The 16,798-nt window shown below is 37.7% G+C and carries 14 protein-coding genes and 1 other annotated feature; of the genes, 4 read left to right on the top strand and 10 right to left on the bottom strand.

What is annotated here, in order from left to right; translation table 11 throughout:
• Positions 1-17: 17 nt before the first annotated feature.
• On the bottom strand, positions 18-902 hold the full coding sequence (locus CRI88_RS12140; RefSeq protein WP_101966652.1) for a GNAT family N-acetyltransferase: 885 nt from the start codon (positions 900-902) through the stop codon (positions 18-20).
• A gap of 463 nt (positions 903-1,365) precedes the next feature.
• On the opposite strand from CRI88_RS12140, the gene CRI88_RS12135 reads away from it, so the two are divergent.
• From CRI88_RS12135 to CRI88_RS12125, 3 genes are read left to right on the top strand one after another with little or no spacing between them, the layout of a single operon-like run.
• Complete coding sequence (locus CRI88_RS12135; protein WP_101966651.1) at positions 1,366-2,886, top strand: spore germination protein; 1,521 nt, start codon at positions 1,366-1,368, stop codon at positions 2,884-2,886.
• A gap of 16 nt (positions 2,887-2,902) precedes the next feature.
• Positions 2,903-4,024: a GerAB/ArcD/ProY family transporter gene (locus CRI88_RS12130; protein WP_101966650.1), complete on the top strand. Its 1,122-nt coding sequence runs from the start codon at positions 2,903-2,905 to the stop codon at positions 4,022-4,024.
• Entirely contained in the window at positions 4,011-5,135 is a 1,125-nt protein-coding gene (locus CRI88_RS12125; protein ID WP_036126396.1) for a Ger(x)C family spore germination protein, read from the top strand. Before CRI88_RS12130 ends, CRI88_RS12125 begins: the two co-directional genes overlap by 14 nt.
• A 1-nt stretch (position 5,136) precedes the next feature.
• On the opposite strand, the gene CRI88_RS12120 is transcribed toward CRI88_RS12125, so the two are convergent.
• From CRI88_RS12120 to CRI88_RS12100, 5 genes are all read right to left on the bottom strand, one after another.
• On the bottom strand, positions 5,137-6,090 hold the full coding sequence (locus CRI88_RS12120; protein WP_101966649.1) for a nucleoside hydrolase: 954 nt from the start codon (positions 6,088-6,090) through the stop codon (positions 5,137-5,139).
• Positions 6,091-6,253: 163 nt separating this feature from the next.
• Positions 6,254-9,421 (bottom strand): ATP-binding cassette domain-containing protein, encoded by a 3,168-nt coding sequence (locus CRI88_RS12115; RefSeq protein ID WP_101966648.1) that lies wholly within the window; start codon positions 9,419-9,421, stop codon positions 6,254-6,256.
• Positions 9,422-9,525: 104 nt separating this feature from the next.
• Positions 9,526-9,936 carry an SRPBCC family protein gene (locus CRI88_RS12110; protein ID WP_036126406.1) on the bottom strand — a complete coding sequence of 137 codons (411 nt, stop codon included), beginning with the start codon at positions 9,934-9,936 and terminating at the stop codon, positions 9,526-9,528.
• On the bottom strand, positions 9,933-10,259 hold the full coding sequence (locus CRI88_RS12105) for an ArsR/SmtB family transcription factor (RefSeq protein WP_101966647.1): 327 nt from the start codon (positions 10,257-10,259) through the stop codon (positions 9,933-9,935). The genes CRI88_RS12110 and CRI88_RS12105 overlap by 4 nt, the downstream gene beginning before the upstream one ends.
• Positions 10,260-10,844: 585 nt before the next feature.
• Positions 10,845-11,531 carry a Dph6-related ATP pyrophosphatase gene (locus tag CRI88_RS12100; RefSeq protein ID WP_101966646.1) on the bottom strand — a complete coding sequence of 229 codons (687 nt, stop codon included), beginning with the start codon at positions 11,529-11,531 and terminating at the stop codon, positions 10,845-10,847.
• Positions 11,532-11,750: 219 nt separating this feature from the next.
• On the opposite strand from CRI88_RS12100, the gene CRI88_RS22880 reads away from it, so the two are divergent.
• Positions 11,751-11,897: an NUDIX domain-containing protein gene (locus CRI88_RS22880; RefSeq protein ID WP_257982898.1), complete on the top strand. Its 147-nt coding sequence runs from the start codon at positions 11,751-11,753 to the stop codon at positions 11,895-11,897.
• 250 nt (positions 11,898-12,147) lie between these two features.
• Here CRI88_RS22880 and proS read toward each other — a convergent pair whose 3' ends face one another.
• The 4 genes from proS to CRI88_RS12075 all read right to left on the bottom strand — a co-directional run bounded on the left by proS (position 12,148) and on the right by CRI88_RS12075 (position 16,644).
• Complete coding sequence (gene proS, locus CRI88_RS12090) at positions 12,148-13,584, bottom strand: proline--tRNA ligase (RefSeq protein WP_058844416.1); 1,437 nt, start codon at positions 13,582-13,584, stop codon at positions 12,148-12,150.
• 135 nt (positions 13,585-13,719) lie between these two features.
• Positions 13,720-13,939, bottom strand: a binding site (T-box leader).
• A gap of 69 nt (positions 13,940-14,008) precedes the next feature.
• Positions 14,009-15,715 carry a putative bifunctional diguanylate cyclase/phosphodiesterase gene (locus CRI88_RS12085; RefSeq protein ID WP_058844417.1) on the bottom strand — a complete coding sequence of 569 codons (1,707 nt, stop codon included), beginning with the start codon at positions 15,713-15,715 and terminating at the stop codon, positions 14,009-14,011.
• A 391-nt stretch (positions 15,716-16,106) separates the two neighbouring features.
• On the bottom strand, positions 16,107-16,277 hold the full coding sequence (locus CRI88_RS12080) for a hypothetical protein (protein WP_058844418.1): 171 nt from the start codon (positions 16,275-16,277) through the stop codon (positions 16,107-16,109).
• A gap of 217 nt (positions 16,278-16,494) precedes the next feature.
• Positions 16,495-16,644 (bottom strand): hypothetical protein, encoded by a 150-nt coding sequence (locus tag CRI88_RS12075; RefSeq protein WP_036126419.1) that lies wholly within the window; start codon positions 16,642-16,644, stop codon positions 16,495-16,497.
• Positions 16,645-16,798 lie beyond the last annotated feature (154 nt).

Here is a 16,798-nt window from a genome sequence, read left to right as displayed (position 1 = left end):
AAGCACTCATGTCCAGACTAACAATGGGATGTTAAAGGGAACATAAAGTTACCTTGTAGGAGTGGGTTTTTCGATAGGATGAATAGGGCGTCGTCATCATTTGGTGTGATGGTTGTTGTCATGTCGTCCATCGCAAAGTTAGGTGTGAAATAAAATACCACCTTTTTCGTTGTTTGTTTTACAATGCTTGCTAACACAGCCTCCACATTGATTGCCTGCTGGGAGATGATATCGTAAATATTTAATATCCCGTCCTCTTCCTCCATTAACACAATGGTTGCTAAATCTTCTAAATAGTAAATGGCATGTTGGAATACTAGGGTGAAATAAAACATTAATAAACTCTCGTTTTGTTCAACATCTACAATATTTGAAAGGATATGACGATTTTTCGCATAGTTTTCAAGGAGTGTTAGATCCTGTTCAATTGTCAACTGTCGGACGATGGCATCCTCCCTCAGTGGAATAGGCTTTTCCGTGAGGTCTAAGCTAAATTCGCTTTCATGAATTCGTGTAAAGCCAAACTTTGGATAAAAATCTAGTACCGTATCATTGGCAAAAAGATACATAAAATCACAGGCATCTTCGTATTCCTTGAGAATATGCTGCATTAACTGCTTAGCCAAACCTTGATGACGATACTTTTCATCGGTCATCACCGTACCAATTTGAATCCCTTTTAATTGTTGACCATTTATTAGTACAGACATTTTATGAATAGAGGCATTGGCAATCACTTTTCCTCCCTGAACAAAAGAATACGGAATATATCGATCATTCCAATAGCCTTTGTTGTACCAGCCTCTAAAATCTAAGCCGAATGTTTCGATGGCTAAATCATTAAAGCTGGCCTTCAATTTTTCATCATGACGATAATTACTCACTAACTCATATTTTATCACGTCTATTCCCTCCGATTTTATGTTTTATTAGCTCATTATTGTGGGAATACTCACCTCCTAAAAACAGAAAAAAGACCTTATGAGAACAAACTCATAAAGTCCTTTGTTATATACAGAAAATAATGCTAGCCACTTAAGTAACTACCAATGATCTCTGTTTACATGGATCAGACAGGATTATGCTGCTCTTCGTTATCGCAAGAGGGCCATACTAAATAAACCCTATAATTCACAAAAAATTATAGAATAGCCCCTTTATTAAATTCATTGGAATTTAATTTGCGATAATTAGTTTTAGCATAAACGGCTGATCTCCCTTCTGTTTTTAAGAATACTATTATACTACCACTTTTTGTTAAGTACTGTCTACTTGATGATGAAAATGAAGGAAATAAGTATAGAATACCCCTTTCAAGACAATTCTATAAAAGAAGTTAGCAATGAAGGGAGCCTACAATTCATCATGAAATTTAAACTACCTTTCAATAAACAACAGCCACCTTCCATCAAAGAGGCACCTAAAGAAAATCTTGTGAGGGTTGCACATACAACAGAACATTTTATTCAATCAATCAAAAATGCAACAAATGATCCAGCTGATTTAATTATTAAATCACTTCCTCCAAACTTGACCCTTATTTATATCGATAACTTAATTGATGATCAATCTTTGAATAATGATATTATCGCCTGTTTACAGAACAAGCCACATGAAACACCAGAGGACATTGTGATGGCCCTTTCTATTGCTGAAGTTAGTCAAGCCAGTTTATTAAAGGAAACTGTAGCGTCAATGGTCAATGGATCTGTTGTGATTCATGTAGACGGTAGCTCACAAGTGATTTTAGGCAATATTGCTAGCCGAGAATCTAGAGCTTTGTCAGCTCCTGAAAATGAATCACAAGTAATTGGTACACAGGTTGGTTTCAATGAGAGTCTTTCAACGAATATTTCCTTAATTCGTCGCTACATAGTAAGTCCGAATCTTTGCAATGAAAAAATAAAAGTTGGCACGCGCACCAATACGTCTGTTTCACTCCTATATATGCATGGGATTGCTAATGATCAAATGATCCAGACGTTACGCCAGCGAATTACAGACCTTACGATCGATGAATTGCTCGATAGTGCGGTTCTAGCAGAAATGATTGATGATAATTCATTATCAGTCTTCCCACAGATGCTGCTGACGGAAAGACCTGACAGATTTTGTGATGCGGTTTTAGATGGTAAGGTGGGCGTTCTTGTAGATGGTAGCTCAATGGCCATCATTGGCCCCCAAGCCTTTACTGAATTTTTCCAAAGTCAAGAAGATCAAAATTTAAGATGGCAAATTGCCACATTTCTTCGTTTATTACGGCTTACTGCCTTCTTTTTGTCCGTTTATTTAACACCTTTTTACGTGGCAGCTTTGACCTTTCATTACGAGGTAATTCCGCAAGCCTTCCTCGTACCATTAAGTGAATCGAGGGCTTTGGTTCCGTTCCCACCGATATTTGAAGCTTTACTGCTGGAAATTATCATTGAATTACTGAGAGAAGCTGGAGCCAGATTGCCAACTAAAATTGGACAAACCATTGGTATCGTTGGCGGTATCGTTATCGGGACAGCAGCTGTACAGGCAGGTATAACAAGTAATATTTTACTGATTATTATTGCACTAAGTGCTTTAGCATCATTTACCTCACCGAGTTATATGATGGGCAATGTGATTCGTCTTATTCGCTTTCCCATTATTATACTTGCAGGATTTTGGGGTTTTTATGGCATCATGCTGGCTTTTTGTTTTATTCTTATTCATCTGTTACGCCAGACAAGCTTGGGGGCACCATATATGTCTCCTTTCTACCCACCAAGATTGAAGGAAATGCGGGATAGTATTATCAGAATGCCCATTCCCTTAACAGCAAAAAGACCTGCTTTAACAAGACCGAAGGATGATTATAAATTCGAGCCTGAGCCTGTAAAACCGGAAAAAAGTTGAACTGAAGGTGAGATAAATGGCAAAACCTATACAACTTAGCCCTAAAGATATGATCAATGCTTATTTGCTTTTTTTTGTGGTACACGGTGCACAAATTGGGGTTGGTATACAGGGATTTCAACGCATTATCTATCAGGATGCAAGACAAGATGCATGGATTTCAGTTCTACTGGCTGGTATTGCTACACATATCGTCACATTTTGTATGATTAAAACTTTAGAGATCTATGGCTCCAATGATTTATATGGAATTCAAATCGATATTTTTGGCAAATGGATTGGCAATTTTTTAAATGTTATTTATGTCATCTATTGTTCTGTAGCATTCTTTTCCGTTTTGCGAAACTATATAGAAGTTATACAAGCATGGATTTTCCCAAGTATTGGGACATGGTTTCTATCTGCTACGTTATTAATCATTATTATTTATGCCTTTACGGGTGGGCTTCGAGTAATTGTTGGGGTGTCTTTTTTTAGTATCATCCTATCGTTATGGATTATGCCGATGTTAGCCTTCCCTTTGAAGTATTCCTCAGCAGAAAGTCTCTTTCCTATTTTAGAAAACGACTTTCGCTCGATTTTAAAGGGTGCCCATTCGATGACTTTTACCATCATTGGCTTTGAAATTTTGAACGTGATTTATCCCTTTGTGAAAGACAAGGAAAATGTTAGAAAACCTGTCCATTTAGGGTTATTGGCTTCAACGGTCATCTATTTAGCCGTCATGCTGGTGTCTATCACCTACTACAGTGAAGGCAAACTACTGAAAACAATTTGGGCAACCTTGACATTGTTTAGCTTTATTAGCTTCCCTTTCATGGAACGCTTTGAATTTGTAGCCGTTTGTTTTTGGATGTTGATTATTTTACCTAATCTTTGTCTGTATTTATGGGCGGCCTATCGGGGAGCAATTCGATTAGTCAATATAAGTGGAACGACTTTTGTCTGGATACTTTCGTTCTTTGTTTTCATTGGAACATTACTTATTCAAACACGCACACAGATCAATACAATCAACACGGTGTTTGGACAAGTGGCATTTTTTGTGATCTTTGTCTACCCTCTTGTGCTATGGCCAATCGCCCTACTGAAGAAGAACCTCACATCAAAGAAGGTGAAAAAGAATGAACAAGCTTAAAGGAAAATGGTTGGTTCTTCTATCGATTGTTTTTTTATATGGATGTGCCCAAACGAATATTTTGGATAAAGTAGGATTAACCACTTTAGTCGGCTACGATATAGGAAAAGAAGAAAAAATTGCAACGACAGCCGTCATACGTGAAGTAAATCCTGAATTCCAAAGTAATGTGGAAGTTCTAACAACAGAAAACGATACAAGTAAAGGGAATCGAATGGAAGCCAATCGCAAGCTTTCGAAAAAAATCATGGTTGGTCAAATGAGGGTAATTTTGTTCGGTGAAGAACTTGCGAAAGATGATCTTCGTTATTATCTTGATACAAATCTAGAAAATGCAAGTGTCAGCAATGGAATCTTTATGGCAGTTGTGGAAGGCGAAGCAGCACCATTACTGAAATACGAATACAAAAATATCGAGGACATTGGGCAGCATATTTTTAGGCTCATCGAACAAAACGTCAAGCAGGAATATATGATTTCGTCCACGCTTCATCAAATTGCCCACGATTATTATTCAATTGGCAAAGATTTAGCTATGCCCATATTAAAAAGAGATGATGAGCTAGTGGAGTTAAGTGGTGTCGCTCTTTTTAAAGGAAGTAAAATGGTCAGCACCCTACCAGTTAAAGATAGCTTTTACGTAAAAATCGTTCGAGACACATTCAAAGTGGGACTATATGAAACTATACTGGACAACGAAGATGTTCCATCCAAGATCCTTCAAAAAAAAGCCAACAAAATCACAGTAGCCTTTGATGCGATTCATTCGAAAAGAGAAATACAATTAATCGATGCGGATAAACCAACATTTGACCTAAACATCAAAATCAAGTCAAGAGTATTAGAAGTGTACCCAGATATTAACCAAGGTGACCCAAAAAGTGTATCGGCACTAGAAAAAGCGATTGAGAAAAAATTGTCGAAGGAAGTATCAAGAGTGATTGCCCATAGTCAGGAAGTCGAATCCGATATTTTTGGTTTCGGTGAAAAATACCGAAGCTCTGTGAGACATTCTGAACTCACTAAAGAAAAATGGCATAAGATGTATAAAGATATGAAAGTAAATGTCCATGTTGATTTTGTGATTTTACGGAACGGTGTTTTTGAATAAGCTACTGCAATGGTTGCCCTGTCATGATCGTCAAAAAGTGGTGGAAAAATTTCTCGTATTGGATATCAAAGGCAATACGATGTTTTTTCTCGCCATTGTTTATACTTTCATAAGACCGTGTTTCAGCAATGCTTTGCCCTCTTGCAGGGCCTTCTAATTTATCGACAACAGTTACGGGATAGGACTCATATATAAACATGTCAGGCTCCATTATAGCCATCAGCGTTAACGCATCATGCACAGGGCTCCCTAAAAGTGAGGGGTCCCGTTCTTGATAAAAGCGAGTATAGTATTCCATTAATGGCTTGAGGATTTTTGTTTGTCCAAATGAATCAATATAGTCTACCATACCTGGCGTGACAATCGCCTTTTGTGTAGCATTCAAGGGAATGATTGTGACATTCTTTGCATAGGTAAGCACGATATTAACCGCAAACGGATCACCATGAAAATTTGCCTCTGCTACTGTTGTGACATTGCCAGGAACCCAAAACGCTCCACCCATAATATAAAATTCCTTGACATGTTTCATAAGCTCTTTGTAGAGGATAAACATCGTTGCGAGCGAGGTCAATCGCCCAATATTAACAATTGTTAGTTCATCATTTTTATATCTTTCTATAATATTGACGATTTCAAAAAAGTTTTCAATTTTTAATTCATGATCATCATTTGGAATAATGGGTCCTAATCCCCGTTCGCCGTGTATTTCTGGATAGTAAGTCGGCTGTTCACCAGTTAAAGGTACTTCTGCTCCTAAAATAACGGGAATCCCTTGAGGGAAGTTAAACAATCTCATGACATAATAAATATTGGATACCGCATCTTCTCGCGATACATTGCCGTAGTCTGCCACTAACCCAACAATTTCTATTTCCTGATTGAGCCTGGCATAAATTAATGCTACGGTATCATCAATGCCAATATCCCCAAATAACAGCACTTTTTTTACCAAAGAATATCCTCCCTTTTCCTGCCAATCTGGCTATTCCTATAGTACGATGAAAAGCTCAAAGACGATACAGATTTGAATGTTTTTGGAAAAATTAGTGTGTGATTCTAGTCAAATGAAAGTAGCCCATCTGCTCAGTGCAAATGGGCTTTCTAACATATTGGCTTTAATTATTATGCTGTAAGAACTGATAAACCGCCATCATTTCCTGTTTATTCAGCTCACGAATGCGATTGAAAATAGGAATATTGGCAACTGCCTCAAGATGAGAGCCTTCTATTACTACATCACTGACAGTACCAGTTAGCCACGTTTCCACATCAATGCCATCAACAATTTGCTGGCGACCTTCATCGTTTATACCACTTGCACCACAGTTGACACATGGAACGGTTAATTTATGGACCCCATCATGCAATCCATCCTCTGAAAGCACCTTTTTCCCTTTGCAGAATGGACAACTATGACTAGCTTTTACTTTATTGATTTGAGTGACAATTTTTTTATAGCCAAATGCTTCATAAACATACGTTAATTTTTTGTATTTTCCATTCGTAAAATACTGGTCGATGATATTTTCTCTTGTCTCGTAAATATTGGCAAAATCACAGATGGTTACTTGGTTTTTTAGGCTGATGTTCTTTATATAATCTTGGATTTTGTCCCAGAATGGAAGTGCATTTTGTAGGACCATTTCATAGCCAACAAAGCTTGCTAGCTCTAATTCCAGCATTTTCAACGCTACTTGTATTTCTCTTGGCAATAAGGAGACATCTTGTAGAAGTGACATGTCACCCCCTACAATGGCTTTCAATTTTTCAAGTTGTGGTAAGTTCCCTACAGTTTTTATTACCACATCAAGAGGTTGACGAATCAAGTCACGAATATCTGTGTCCCAAAATTGTAATTTTTTCTGGTGGTTAAGCACAGTGCCATGACAAATTGGGCAAGGCATCATCTCTCTTGTTTCCTTCATTTGCTCCTTAATAATGGATTTTGAAATGACGATATAGCGACCAATGATAAAGTTAAAACCTTCCCATTTCTTCGAAGATTTTGTTGCCTTATCATAAAAGGACTTATCCCAATACCCATATAAAAATGTATGCTTTTCTTCCTCAGTCATAGCATTGTAACTTTTACTAATGTCTTGACCAAGTTCATTTTTAATTTCTTCAAAAAGAAATTCCAGCTTCGCATGTTGATAGTATTTTAAGACTTCCATAATATCTGGGTGTAATAAGCCATCCCAAAATGGCACGTTTTTATCTTGTACGACTAGATCAAAATCGAATTTGGAAATTTCCAATCTCCCTGAACAGCTTGGACAATGATTGTCTTGGCTATAGAAATCGAAGCTTCTTGTATCCTTATTCGTTGGGTGTGCAGCGACAATATGATTAATCAGACCACCCATTTCATACAGAAAACTATACTGACTATATAAATGTCTTTCCAAGTCGATCGCAATAACAGGCGCTATTTTATTGGATTCGTAGTCACCGTAAATGAGACGTGCCATTGAAGATAGGCTTTTTAAAATGCCACCTTTATAAATATTTTCAGCCTTTTTAAAATAGCTTATAGGTTGGTCTTCTAAGTATTGAATACCATTTCTTGATGCGAGCGTAGACGCGATTTGTAATGGAGCCGTTTTTGTATAGTTAACCTGATTATAATAGTCCTCATGACAAACTACCTCAAGATGTGTCACAGGCTCCTGCTGTCTTTTACCAAAGTCTACAATGAAATCAGAGCTCTCTAACATATAGGTATTATGCTCAATCATGATGATAGAGATAGCTTCATCCTCAAGGATGTCCCTTACACTATCAATAAACTGGTTTAAAATGTTTTGAGATAATCCTTTAGAAGGCTCATCAAAAATAAACAGTGTATGTGGATTTCGGGAGTTCGCAAATAACTCCGATACTAAATGCACACATTGGAATTCACCAGTCGACAGCGATTGTGTTTTTCTTTCCAGTGTCAAATAGCCTAGCCCTAGTTTAATTAGTAAGCTTAAACGTTTATGGGCGATATCTTCATGAGGAAGTTCATCAATAATGTCTTCAATCGAGCGTTGGAAAATAGCATCAATGTCCTCGCTATATTTGGTTAGTTTCTTTTTAATATCGAGGAAAGTTGCGACAGTGGATCGACTAGTAATGGACTGATTCCGATCCTGCCCGACCATCACTAGTTTGTCCTTTGGATAGCGTTTGACAAAATCTTTAGCGATACATTCATTCACAAGCGTTGATTTCCCACAGCCAGACTCCCCAGTAAAAGTAATAAGTCGGTTTTGCGGAATGGCTATTTCGTCCATTTGTATATTGCGGCAATATAAGTCTCGGAATTGATAAAAGGATGTTGGCTTTGATGGGTTTCGTTCCGAATAGATAGGCTGTGGTCGAGGAGATTCTTCCACGATTTTACCGCCGTATTTCCCACTCCCCGGTCCAAAGAATAGGTGCTTATTTGCCATGTCTAGCACCGTATCTGAATGATCAATAAGCCAAATTTGGTTTTTAGTGCCCAACTGTTGGATTTGCTCTAAGATTTTTAGTAATGTGTCATGGTCAAGACCAACAGAAATTTCGTCGACAATAATGACCGTGTTTTCGCTAGTAGCCATGAATTCTGCTAAGTAAAGTCTTGTTAATTCTCCGCCCGACAATGTTCCCATAATACGATTTAATGTTAAATAGCCAATATTCATCTGGATAATATTTTGAAGAATATGTTGCTTCTCTTCACTTATATTTAATTCTTTTGATAAGGAATAGATCGTTTCGATACTGAAATTGTGAATATCAGAAATACTGTATGATTCATTCCATAAAGCTATTTTATGTTGCTCCACTTCAGGACTATAGCGTTTACCTGAGCATTTTTTACATTCTACATTTTTCGTCGTGCCACGTCCTTTACATGCAGGACACCAGCCTAATGCATTGTTAAAGGAAAACATCTCTGGAGAAAGTTGAAATTCATCCGCGAGTCGATTACGAATTTCTTTAAAAACACCCGTATGAGTACCAATCGTTGAACGTGGGTTGCTGGAGATAGAGGATTTTCCTAAAAAAAGTACGAGGGGCATATCCTCCATTTTGATGGCACTGAAGTTCGTTTCCATAATGTTTGGAAATAAATATTGATACTCCGCCTTAGGTAATAAAGAAACGAGACGTTTTTTGGATTCTTCCCCAATCGTTTGACAAAATGTCGTTTTCCCTGAGCCAGACAAACCGGCTATACCCAATGATTGATGTTCTGGTAAGACGACATCTAAACGGTTGATATTGTTGGCAATTAGTTGATTGATCTTCATTTAGTTATCCTTCCATGTCTAGAAAATTAAAAAATTTGAGTGAAAATGAAAGAACACAATTCTTGCTACGGAATTGCGCTCTCCTTGTTATCGTTTGATTTGTATTAGGCTAGTACTTTTTCAAGCTGTGTGCTCATATTCGTCCAAGCATATGTTGCCCCTTCGATTGCCCCTTGACGAGCTTTTGTTTCTTCGCTAAAGCCACTTTGATCAAGATGAAGCTGAGTCGTGCCATCTGAATCTTGTGTTAATGTCCATGTAACAGTCGTTGTTTCACCAGCACTTGTCCAAGTGTAAGATAATGTATGAGGCTCTTCTACTACAAGTACCTCACAGTCTACAATGCCGTCCCACCATTCATTTGGTTCAGCACGGAATTGAAATTTATGCCCAACGATTGGTTGGAAGTCATTATTCCAAATCCATTTTGCTAGCGTATCTGAATCGGTTAAAGCATGCCAAACCTGCTCGATTGAACTTGTAAATGTAAAATCTAATGATACATCTGGTTTCATTTTTTTTCCTCCAATAATAGATGTAATTTAGCGATTCTTTCTTTCCAAAATCCTTCATAAAACGATACCCAATCCTGTATTTCTTTCAACGGGGCCGCATTCAGCCGATACCTTGTCTCTCTACCTTCCTTGCGAGCAACGACAAGACCTGCATCTTTCAGGATGGCTAAATGTTTCGAAACAGCGGTACGCCCCATGTCAAATTGAGCGGTTAATTCGTGAAGCGGTAACTCATCTACCTCTGCCAGTAAACGGATCAACTTTCGTCTTGTAGGGTCAGCAATGGCTACATAAACGTCACGCTCTTGATGATTATTATTCAAAACCACCACCCTTTCTAATAGGACACTAAATGGTGTCTTAATTATATGACACCATTTAGTGTCCGGTCAATGATTATTTTGGACAAAATGAGATGGATTCTATACCTATAAAGAAGAAACAGCCAAAATGCAAAAAAAGTACAGAGGTGAGAGCCTTTGTACTTTTCGTTCATTATTAGTATCTATTTCTTTAAATTTATTATGAGAGCCATGAAAACCAGAGTATGTAGTAAGCCTATATGTTGACTCATTGTTTTCTCTATTACTCGAAATCGTTTATTTAAGAAACGCTCATTTGTCTAATCAACTTGTTTCAGTATTTTTTCAATGCTTTGCCACTTTCAGAAATTTCGTGATAACCATTAATCAATTTAGCTTCCCTAACTCTCGCGCTAGCCAGCTAACATATTGCTTTTCTTGATGAAGAGTGGCAATCATTTTTCAACGATAAGGATTTGACAAAGCACTTAATACTAATAGTAATTCATCCCCATTTAATGTATTTTTCCTCTGTAATCATTTTATTACACACGACCATATACATTAAAAGGAAAAACCATGATCATCACAAGAAAGGCTGTGGATTTACGCTCGTTCTAAAGGTAAAAATGCATAGTCTCCATCTCTTATAATTGGACATTTGCGCACAGCTATTGGCTGCTGAAAAAGAGGGCCATCAATGACGGTTGTATGGAATTCTCCTCCCTCCCCGCACGGGTCAATCTTACGAGCTTCTAGTTCTAATACATATTCAGGGGTAAGTATTCGCCCTAAATCATCCTCAGTCATGCCTAAGGATAAGTTGACCGTGACAATCATCGTGATAAATCCTAAGTTAATAAATTCATCGACTGCTTCGCGATGGTCCATTTCCCATAATGGCATGCCTAGCTGTAACCCAGCATTTTTTGTGACCTTATCATGCCAGCAGCCATGTGCAGGCATATCTAAGTCACCTGTCACTAACACTTCTGCCCCCTGCTGTTTTGCCTTTTCTAAAAGGTGCATAAAGACACTTTCGTAGTCTGCCCAACTAGCTGCAGCCGTAAAGACAGGCAATCCGATCGAGTCAGCCTGCGCCTGGATAAGCTCAGGTGGCATGCCGTGTGACCTCGAACGTTTCCCTTCCTCCTCTAGCATCACAAGCAGTCCTACAGCCTGACCTACCTGGGATGCTTTATATAAAGCTAAAGTACTGTCCTTTCCACCACTAAATGAGGCAATAAATGGACGATTTTGTGCATTCTGTTTCCAGCCTGTTGTATCTGTCATTCCCTTATCTCCTTGTCAAAAATAGTCTGTTAGCATCCTTATCAAAAAATTGAGTCATAGTAGCATCATTTTTAATCGCTATATCCCCATTTCTTCAGGAAATTTTCAAGATATAACACCCCTTCATTTTATCATAAGTAGAATAAAAATTTGGCTAACTATGTTGGAGGGGCGCTATGAGTGATTATGTAACCATAATTAAGACAACTAATTGGGACAATGCCTGTTATTTTAGTAGGTTCTACAGTAATTGTCTTAAATCAAACGAGAGAAGTTCTACTTCAATTTCGTGCTGATATCGAAATGTGGGGATTACCTGGAGGAGCAATGGAACTAGGGGAAACCCTTGAAGAAACAGCGAAGTGAGAGCTGTATGAAAAGACAGAATTGCATGCAAACAATCTTCAGTTTTTAACGATATTATCAGGTTATCAGGACTATTTTAAATATCCTAATGGGGATGAGGTATTCGGCGTAACGGCAGTCTTTTTAACTGATCAGACAGATGGAAGGCGAAAGCTTAAAATTGGACTACTTCCCGAAAGCAAAGGACTTAATCAATCACCACCTCATAACAACAGCCTCCTAATTAAATAGGAGGCTGTTGTAGTCGTTATTAATAGGCTTGTGCAAACCAAACCGTATGTTTAGCTTCATTTCCACAGCCAATACATGTTGTTTTTGTTGTTGGTGGATTAAACGGCATATTACGAGATGTATATTTTGTTTCTTCCTTCACTTTTTCCTCGCATGCATCTTCTCCACACCAACCAGCTAGTACCCAGCCAGGAATTGTACCGTTTGCTTTGGCTGCTTCAATATGCTGTTGTAATTGTGGTAATGAATCAATCATTGTATGTGTGTTTGCTTCACGGAACTGACGTGCTTTTTCGAGTAAGCGCGCTTGCATGGTTGTTAATTCTTCTTCAATGGCTGTGATAATCGTAGCTAAATCAATTGTTCGTTTTTCCTCTTCATCACGGGCTTTAAGTAGAGCTTGATTGTTGTCAAGATCACGAGGTCCTAATTCAATGCGAACTGGCACCCCTTTTAGCTCCCATTCATTGAACTTAAAGCCTGGTGATTGGTCCGAATCGTCAAGGCGTACGCGAATGCCCTTCGCTTTTAAAGCGACAAAAATTTCATCTAGATGCTCCATAATTTGAGGGTTCTTTTTCCATGGTCCCACTGGAATTAAAACAACTTGAGTTGGCGCGATACGTGGAGGTAAAACAAGCCCCTGCTCATCACCATGTACCATAATTACCGAGCCGATTAAGCGCGTAGATGTACCCCAAGATGTTGTGTGTACATACTCATGCTGGTTCGCTTTATTTAAATACTTAATGTTAAAGGCTTCTGCAAATTTCGTACCTAAATAATGAGATGTACCAGCTTGCACAGCCTTGCCATTTTTCATCATCGCCTCAATCGAATACGTATCGACAGCACCTGCAAAACGTTCAGAAGGGGTTTTTTGTCCGTCATAAACTGGAATTGCTAGTACTTGTTCTACAACTTCTTTATAGATTTCAAGCATTTGCATCGTTTCTTGACGAGCATCCTCTTCATCGACGTGCGCTGTATGTCCTTCTTGCCATAAAAATTCAGATGTGCGAATAAAAGGAAGAGTTTTCTTTTCCCAACGGAAGACGTTTGCCCATTGATTAATCAAAACGGGTAGGTCACGGTAGCTTTTAATCCAATTGGAGTAAAGATGGCCAATCATCGTTTCAGACGTTGGACGTAGTGCCAGACGTTCTTCTAATTGTTCCCCTGCTGCCTCTGTTACCCAAGGTAGCTCAGGTGAGAATCCTTCGATATGATCCTTTTCTTTTTGGAAGAAAGATTCAGGAATAAGCATTGGGAAATAGGCATTACGATGCCCTGTCTCTTTAAAGCGACGATCCATTTCCTCTTGAATATGCTCCCAAATCTCATAGCCATCAGGTTTAAAGGCAATACAGCCACGAACAGGTGTATAATCCATTAAATCGGCTTTTTGGATAGTTTCAATATACCATTTCGAAAAATCTTCTAATTGTTTTGACATGTGATCTCCTCCAATTTTTGTTAAATCATTGTTGCCTTGGTGTAAGAAAAACAGTGCCATCTACCAGGGCGTTTAGCTTGTTTCAGCGAGCTGTTACTATCAAGCTGAATGAAAAAAGCACAAAGCTGTCCTCTGAATAAGGACGTCTTTGTGCTGGATAGACGTGGTACCACCTTGATTTAGCTTTAAGTAGAACTTAAAACCCTCTCACGTTTGGTAACGAAAACGACTCGGTTATGTTTGCATAACATCTCCGTGGTAGGTGTTCAGTAAAGAAGCGGTGATATAGCTCTCAGCAATTGCTATATTTTCTGTCTCACAATTCTTACTTACTTGGCCACATCATCAAATTGAATATTGTCTGAACTGTTTGGCTTTATCCTACTTTAGCAAAATCATTCAGGAATAGCAATTCATAACTGGTCTATTTTGTCACAGAATTAACGATTAAATCTGTAAAATCATCTACAGACAATGGCTTACTGAAATAATAACCCTGCACATACTCACAGCCATGCTCACGAAGTACGTTCAATTCAGCTTCTTCCTCGACACCTTCAGCAACTACTTGAAGATTTAAAGCATGTGCTAAGGAAATCATAGCTGAAATCATCGCAATCCCTGATTTTTCAGGCACAATGTCACGGACAAAGGCACGGTCAATTTTAAGGACATCCACAGGGAATTTTTTTAAGTAGTTTAACGATGAATAGCCTGTCCCGAAATCGTCTAATGAAATCGTAATGCCCAATGCCCGTAATTGCTTGATCGTATCAATTAAATCTTCCGTATAATCAAGCATACTCATTTCCGTAATTTCAATTTCTAATAAGTGTGGGTCAATGCCTGTTTCTGCAATGACTTCACACACCATGTCCACAAAGCTACTTGTACTAATATGAATCGGAGAAATATTGACGGCTACGCGCAATGTTAAATTATGTGCTTCATTCCAAAAACGAGCTTGAGCACAGGCTTTATGTAATACCCAAACACCGATATCATTAATAAGCCCACATTCTTCTGCAAATGGAATAAAACGATCTGGTGGAATATGACCTAATTCAGGATCATACCAGCGTAGCAAGGCTTCCATGCCAATGACCGTATCTGTTTTTAAATCAATTTTAGGCTGGTAATGTAATTCTAAGCGGTCCTGTTTTAATGCTTGGTGTAATTTTGTTTCTAATAGAAGCCATTTATCGTTGGCTTCATCCATATTGTCACGGTATAAACGGTACTGATTTCCACGCGTAGATTTTGCTGCATACATGGCAATATCCGCATTTTTCAATAATTCTTCTACAGAGTTTGCATGATCTGGGAATATACTAATGCCGATACTGATGCTTGCATAAAATTCATAGGTATCGACGATGAAACTTTCATTGAAGACATTAATGATTTCTTTGGCCATTTCGTCAATGCGACTGACGTCATTTAAAATCATGACAAATTCATCACTATTGTGGCGATAGAATGAATTAGATGTATAATCAACATTTCGTAGACGATTCGACATTTCCACTAAAAACATATCGCCGATAATATGACCAAGCCCGTCGTTAATGTGTTTGAATCGATTCACATCAATGAAAAATAACGCAAATTTATCTCCTGTACGTCGAGATTGATGGAATTCATTTTCTAAACGCTGTTCTAGTTTACGACGATTTGGCAGTCCTGTTAATTCATCGTGATAGGCAATATGGGTAATTTTTTTTATGTCCTTTTGCGCTGTAATATCGACGCGAATGGCGATATATTGATAAGGCTTTCCCTTTTCATCAAGGAATGGGAAAATCGTTGTCTTTACCCAATATAAACTGCCATCTTTCGCACGATTGCACACCTCGCCATTCCACATATCACCATTACCTATTGTTCTCCACATCTCTCTAAAGAAAGATTTAGGATGGAAGCCTGAGTTAAGTAAACGGTGATCTTGACCTACTAATTCTTCACGCGTATACTTCGAAATTTTGCAAAAATGATCATTAACAAACGTAATTTTCCCGGTACGATCGGTAATCGCTACAATGATGGAACTATTCATGGCGGAAAAGATATCTTGTAATTCTTTTAGACTATAGTTCATTTGATTAATGCTATTAGGCGTGATATTCATCATTTTCATTCTCCGTTCATTAAAATATGAAGGGTTTGGTACTTTTGCTTTATCTTACAGCGAGGTATAAAGTTGTGGTATATCGCCCTTTTTTATGTAATTATATTATAGTCTTAGAAAAGCAGTTAATTCAACCCAAATATCAAAAACATCTAAAGCCCTATTTGAGGATTTATGAGAAAATAGCCAAAAAATAGCGGTTATAAACACCCTAAATTTACCTAATTGTAAAGTTTTTTGATACTTTTGTACTATTGAAAGTGCTTTCTTTAGGCTATTTATCTATTAAATACAAATTTCAATTATGCTAGATAAAGAGAATGCAGCTATGTAAATTTTTTGTGAAAGCAAAAATACCTTACGAACCCACAGAGGTAATAAGGTATTTTACAAGTTAAGAAACCTCATATTCGATTGACTCTTCTGATGATTTTGCATATTGGTTATATGCATGTAACTGCTCTTGCGATAAATTTAAAATATAATAGTGAAAATTAATAGGCTCTAGTCCGTGCTCCTCACATACTTGGCGGTAAAATTCATAACCCTCTCGATAATCTGTCACCCTTCTAACTTCCTTTCATGATTGCTACTAAATGTGGTTTTTGATTTTTGTTATATAACAGTAATATTATTTTCTAAAAATATATAACAGAGTATGATGCTTGTCAATAAATTATCTGAAATTTCTTTTATAAATCACAAAAGCCCAAACCATTGTATTTAGTATGGCTGGGCTTTTCATAAAATATTCACGTCGGCTTCCGTCATAACCACGTCCTTTAAATGCCTAATTGTTTTGCTTGCATGTTATAAGCAGACAGTTGTTGCTGTGATAACTGTAATACATAATAGCGGAAAGAAATTGGCTCTAATCCATAACGCTCACACATTTCACAATAAAATTCATAGCCGTCTCGATACTTTGTCATTAAAAATTCCTCCTTGATTTGAAAACTGTTTTATAACAGTTGTTATTATTTTTATTTAATATATAACAGATTATGTAGCACGTCAAGAGGTTATGATAGAAAAAACATATAACAATAAAAGGAATTTGGCTCACACTTGTGTGCTCAAATCCCT

It is taken from the genome of Lysinibacillus fusiformis, from assembly GCF_002845985.1.
In the GTDB taxonomy this organism is placed as follows: Bacteria; Bacillota; Bacilli; order Bacillales_A; family Planococcaceae; genus Lysinibacillus; species Lysinibacillus fusiformis_D.
The sequence above is the reverse complement of the archived record's forward strand: the minus strand, read 5'-3'. Positions and strand labels throughout refer to the sequence as shown.

Bases quoted from the DNA above. Each gene is read 5' to 3' on its own strand.
- CRI88_RS22880 (WP_257982898.1), top strand. From the start codon at position 11,751: ATGCCTGTTATTTTAGTAGGTTCTACAGTAATTGTCTTAAATCAAACG.
- CRI88_RS12075 (WP_036126419.1), bottom strand. From the start codon at position 16,644: ATGACAAAGTATCGAGACGGCTATGAATTTTATTGTGAAATGTGTGAG.
- CRI88_RS12130 (WP_101966650.1), top strand. From the start codon at position 2,903: ATGGCAAAACCTATACAACTTAGCCCTAAAGATATGATCAATGCTTAT.
- CRI88_RS12115 (WP_101966648.1), bottom strand. From the start codon at position 9,421: ATGAAGATCAATCAACTAATTGCCAACAATATCAACCGTTTAGATGTC.
- CRI88_RS12085 (WP_058844417.1), bottom strand. From the start codon at position 15,715: ATGATGAATATCACGCCTAATAGCATTAATCAAATGAACTATAGTCTA.
- proS (WP_058844416.1), bottom strand. From the start codon at position 13,584: ATGTCAAAACAATTAGAAGATTTTTCGAAATGGTATATTGAAACTATC.
- CRI88_RS12125 (WP_036126396.1), top strand. From the start codon at position 4,011: ATGAACAAGCTTAAAGGAAAATGGTTGGTTCTTCTATCGATTGTTTTT.
- CRI88_RS12110 (WP_036126406.1), bottom strand. From the start codon at position 9,936: ATGAAACCAGATGTATCATTAGATTTTACATTTACAAGTTCAATCGAG.
- CRI88_RS12135 (WP_101966651.1), top strand. From the start codon at position 1,366: ATGAAATTTAAACTACCTTTCAATAAACAACAGCCACCTTCCATCAAA.
- CRI88_RS12100 (WP_101966646.1), bottom strand. From the start codon at position 11,531: ATGACAGATACAACAGGCTGGAAACAGAATGCACAAAATCGTCCATTT.